The organism is Chamaesiphon sp. OTE_8_metabat_110 (genome assembly GCF_031382685.1).
Lineage (GTDB): Bacteria > Cyanobacteriota > Cyanobacteriia > Cyanobacteriales > Chamaesiphonaceae > Chamaesiphon.
Genome location: NZ_JANMZA010000570.1, coordinates 1 through 4,749 on the forward strand (window position 1 = coordinate 1; position 4,749 = coordinate 4,749).

Here is a 4,749-nt window from a genome sequence, read left to right on the forward strand (position 1 = left end):
ATCGCTATTTCCCCGAGCCGGATCTGACGCCAATGGTTTTGGCAGATAGTCAAAAGGCGGCTTGGCAAGCGGAATTACCCGAGTTACCCGTCCAAAAACGGCACCGCTATCAAGATGAGCTAGGTTTATCACCTTATGATACGCGGGTCTTGACGGACGATCGATCTGTCGCCGAATATCTCGAAGCCGCAATTACGGCTGGTGCGGATATCAAGCAAGCGGCTAACTGGGTGATGGGTGACATTACCGCCTATCTCAAAAATCAAAGAGTCAATATCAATGATATTGCCCTGACGCCGACGGTATTAGCCGAGTTAATCGGACTGATTGACAAGGGGACAATTAGCGGCAAAATTGCTAAAGAAATCTTACCCGAATTATTCGAGCATGGTGGTTCGGTACAAGATCTAGTCGCTAGCAAAGGGTTGACTTCGATCGCCGATCCTCTAGAATTAGCTAAAATTATCGATGAAATTATTGCGGCTAATCCGAAAGAATTAGCACAGTACAAAGCCGGGAAAACCAAGCTCTTGGGGTTCTTTGTCGGTCAACTAATGAAACAAACTAGCGGACGTGCCGAGCCGAAAGTCGCCAATCAAATCTTAAGCGAAAAACTCAACAGTTAAAACCGATCGGATGAAGTAATAAAAAGGCAGAGCAATCGATCGATTGCTCCGCCCTTTTATTATTAATGAATCGACAACTCGACCGCGCTTTCGTCGTCAGCGATCGATTACCGCCTTCAGGCGACAAGATATGGTGAAACCGCGCAATCGCTAGCATGAATCGATTTAACAGCGGTAGAGGGGATGCTAACGATGGCCTGAGTGCGATGTTCGCATCCTGCACTAGCTGCCCTACTAGAGTGTTTCTAAGTAACTGAGCAAATCCGCCATTTCTTGAGGATTGGGCTGAAATTGGGGCATGGGGGGCGTATTACCGCTAGTAACTTGTTCGATCAGACTATGAGGAGACTTGCGCTTAGATATTTCGCGCAAGCTAGGGCCGACGCGTCCACTAGCATCTAGTCCATGACAACCACTACAATTGATCTGAAAGATCGCATGTCCCAAAGTCGGATCGCCAGTTTTTGACAATACGCTAGTCATGTAAGGGTTGGATTCCTGAAGCGAGTGCCAACCGACGATCGCCAAGAAACAGATCGACAAGCATGTCAGCACGATCGACCCAATCTGCTGCCGTGACGTTTGCTTGAGTTTTGGTAGTCGGATGTCCAAGACGTGCCTGCTGTGAATGAAGTTAAATTAAAAATCTAAAATGCAGATCTCGTACTGGAATCGATTGCTGCCTTTCTTAGTGTATCTACATATTTAAGGTTTACGATACATTTCTTAAATATCTTAAGCTTTTTCTCGGATTGTAAAGTTTTACAGTAGAAATACTGAAGAACACAGGTTTTTAGCCGCTCCAAGTCAATCGCAACTGGGGCAATTGCGCCACACCCCTTGCATCCACCCCCCTAAACCCGATACGCTAGAGGAAATTATTTTAATTAATACGGAGTCTCAACGTGGTAGAACCATTACTAGCTGGCATCGTCCTCGGTCTAGTTTTCATTACTCTCAGCGGTTTGTTTGTAGCTGCCTATCTACAATACAAGCGCGGCAACCAAGTTGGTTTGTAGTCTGCCGGGATCGTAAATAGTCAGCGACGCGCGCTTTGCGCCGCCACGTTCTGGAGGAAACCTCCAGAACGTGGCGGTAAGACAGGAGGTTCCCTCTCTTGACACACACAAACGGGAGGGAACCTCCTGTTCGATGCGCCGCTCCAAGTTAAGCGCGTCAAGACAAGACATTCCCCACCGTCTAATTTGCGATCTTCAGCAAAACGGCTGTTTACATAGCGTTACTAATTTTTTTAGCCAATCTTTACATAATCTTCGATCGATCGAGACTTTGGAGCCGATAGAAGGAGAGCGCGGTATTGCCATAGACCTTATGGCGACACAGTTCGAGTGTCGGCAAAGAGGTTGGTAAAATACTCAATTGCGGATCGGGACTGTGTTCGACAGCCAGTTCGCCCAGTGGCGCCAATAGCCCCAATCGATCGATCTCTGCTAAGACTGGCTGATATAATCCCCCAGCATAGGGCGGATCGAAGTAGATGCGATCGAATGTTTGCCCATCCAGATCTGTGAGCCGTTTGATGACATCCCCGCGCAAAACTTGACAGGTTTGACCTGCCATAGCAACTTTTTGCCAATTTTCCTCAATAATACTACAGGCCGCACTCGCCTGTTCGATGCCGATCGCCATTTGGGCAGATCGACACAGCGCCTCGGCACCCATCGCGCCACTACCACTACAGAGATCCAACCACCGACAACCCGCGATCGATCCGTGCCAAATATTAAATAACGCCTGTCTAACTTTAGCAGGAGTAGGTCTAGTGTCTAGCCCAGGCAATGTTTTTAGCTCGCGATTACCATAAATGCGGATACTCATACGGTTGTTCGATAATTAATTATTAATAATTAATAATTATCAATTAATTATTACATCTCCCATCTCCCATCTCCCATCTCCCATCTCAAAGACTAACTTGCTTAAAATGATTGCGAGGATCGAAGGTGCGGCTGGCGCGGATTTTCTCGTAGAGTTCGCGTTCGTTAGGCGTGAGTGTTTTGGGGGTAGCGATGATAATTTTTGCTAATTGATCGCCACGTTCCCCACGCGGGTTAGCCCAGCCTTTGCCGCGCAGGCGCAGAGATTGACCGGAACGCACGCCAGCAGGCACATTAACCGTGACCATGCCGTCGGGGGTGGGAATCTCGATTTGGGCACCTAGAACTGCCTCATCGGGGGTAACTGGTACTTCACAGACGAGTTGTTCGCCATCAAGCCGGAAGAAGGGATGGGGTTGCAATTCGACAGTGAGATATAAGTCGCCACGCTGCTTGCTGTAAGTATTGACATTTCCTTTACCGCGTACTCTAATTCTACTTCCAGCTTTGGCACCGCCTGGAATCCGCACTTTGATGGTTTCGGTGCCGAGATTAAAGCTTTTTTGGACGCCTTTAAAGGCTTCGGTGAGGGAGAGACTAATGGTTGCTTCGCGATCGCCGCCGATGTTACTGTTGCCACTACTGGCACTGGGATTCGTGCCAAAATCATTGGCGCTGCTTTTAGCTCCGCCAGCAGGATTGGGATTACCCGAATTATTAAACCGTCCTAGCAGCTCGTTGACAAAATCATCAAAATTATTGTACTGACCGAAATCAACCGTGTTGAAGTCACCTGGTGGCGCACTCCCAGGACTGTTGCTGGCACTCGATCGCGTCGTATTCGGGCGCGGTTGTTCGGACTGTCGCCAATACTGCCCGAACCTGTCGTACTGAGTGCGTTTATCGACATCCGAGAGCACTTCATTTGCCTCGGTGATGTCTTTGAATTTTGCTTCGGCAGTTTTATCGCCAGGATTGAGATCTGGATGATATTTCCGCGCTAGTCGCCGATAGGCTTTTTTGATCTCATCTGCGCTAGCGTTCTTATTCACCCCTAAGAGCGCGTAGTAGTCTCGAAAATTTGTCGCTGCCATATGTCAGTCTGTGGCTAGTGGATAGTGATTTGCGCACGCTTGGGAAACCCAACGGTTTAGCAGATCGAGATAGTGGCGGGAGCTTGGTTGCCAATGCTTACTTCATTATGCCCTTGTTACCTGCAAAGTTTAGCGATCCCTGTTGGCTATGGCAATCGCCCAAAGGGATCGGATCTTGCAGTCGAGATGAAGACAAGTTACACAGGTCGCCTATTTGTGCCGCAAAATCAACGCGACATCTTTGGCAAAATAGGTAAGAATCAGATCGGCACCTGCTCGTTTGATACTCAGCAATGTTTCCATCATGATTTTTTTCTCATCGATCCAGCCGAGTTGGGCAGCAGCTTTGATCATTGAGTATTCACCACTTACATTATACGCAGCAACGGGAACGTTGCAGTTAGCCTTAACTTGGTGAATGATATCCAGATAGGCGAGAGCGGGTTTGACCATGACCATATCCGCACCTTCGGCGATATCGAGTTCTACCTCGGTGAGAGCTTCCCGTGCGTTGGCAGGATCCATTTGGTAAGTCTTCTTGTCGCCAAATTTGGGAGCGGAGGCTAGGGCGTCGCGGAAGGGACCATAGTAAGCTGAAGCGTATTTGGCTGAATAAGCGAGAATGCCTACGTCAGTGAAGCCCTGAGCGTCCAATCCTTGGCGAATCGCCCCGATGCGTCCGTCCATCATGTCGGAAGGTGCGACGATATCGCAGCCAGCTTGGGCTTGAGAGACCGCCATTTTGACTAAAATTGCCACGGTTTCATCGTTGAGGATGACGCCATGCTCGTCAATCACCCCGTCGTGTCCGTGGGTGGTGAAAGGATCGAGCGCCACGTCGGTAATCACCAGCATGTCTGGAGTCTGCGCCTTAATCGCGCGGACAGTCAGTTGGGCTAATCCTTCTGGGTTATAACTTTCGGTGCCATTATCGTCTTTTTTAGCTTCGGCAACGACGGGAAATAAGGCGACGGCTTTGATACCCAGACTGTACAGCTCGGCGATTTCTTTGAGGAGGAGATCGAGACTATAGCGATAACAATCTGGCATCGAAGTAATTTCTACCCGCTGATTTTCGCCTTCGGTGACAAACATCGGATAGATCAAATCGTCAACTGTCAGTTGGGTTTCGCTCACTAAGCTGCGGATGCTGGGATTGCGCCGCAGCCGCCGGGGGCGTTTTGTCAAAGC

General features: G+C 49.0%; 5 protein-coding genes and 1 pseudogene. 2 read left to right on the forward strand and 4 right to left on the reverse strand.

Features of this window, described 5'->3' with window-relative positions:
- Positions 1–626 (forward strand): annotated as a pseudogene (locus tag RMO52_RS20615) (Asp-tRNA(Asn)/Glu-tRNA(Gln) amidotransferase GatCAB subunit B); the annotation flags it as partial.
- Between the two features lie 234 nt (positions 627–860).
- On the opposite strand, the gene RMO52_RS20620 reads toward RMO52_RS20615, so the two are convergent.
- Positions 861–1,181, reverse strand: coding sequence for a c-type cytochrome (locus tag RMO52_RS20620; protein WP_396135067.1), 321 nt, complete (start codon positions 1,179–1,181; stop codon positions 861–863).
- A 350-nt stretch (positions 1,182–1,531) separates the two neighbouring features.
- On the opposite strand from RMO52_RS20620, the gene petG reads away from it, so the two are divergent.
- Positions 1,532–1,645: a cytochrome b6-f complex subunit V gene (gene petG / locus RMO52_RS20625; RefSeq protein WP_309742303.1), complete on the forward strand. Its 114-nt coding sequence runs from the start codon at positions 1,532–1,534 to the stop codon at positions 1,643–1,645.
- Positions 1,646–1,889: 244 nt separating this feature from the next.
- On the opposite strand, the gene rsmD is transcribed toward petG, so the two are convergent.
- The 3 genes from rsmD to hemB all read right to left on the reverse strand — a co-directional run bounded on the left by rsmD (position 1,890) and on the right by hemB (position 4,746).
- Positions 1,890–2,465, reverse strand: a complete 576-nt coding sequence (rsmD, locus tag RMO52_RS20630) for a 16S rRNA (guanine(966)-N(2))-methyltransferase RsmD (protein ID WP_309742304.1) — start codon at positions 2,463–2,465, stop codon at positions 1,890–1,892.
- An 85-nt stretch (positions 2,466–2,550) separates the two neighbouring features.
- Positions 2,551–3,558, reverse strand: a complete 1,008-nt coding sequence (locus RMO52_RS20635) for a DnaJ C-terminal domain-containing protein (RefSeq protein WP_309742305.1) — start codon at positions 3,556–3,558, stop codon at positions 2,551–2,553.
- A 210-nt stretch (positions 3,559–3,768) separates the two neighbouring features.
- On the reverse strand, positions 3,769–4,746 hold the full coding sequence (gene hemB / locus RMO52_RS20640; protein ID WP_396135068.1) for a porphobilinogen synthase: 978 nt from the start codon (positions 4,744–4,746) through the stop codon (positions 3,769–3,771).
- Positions 4,747–4,749: the final 3 nt, after the last annotated feature.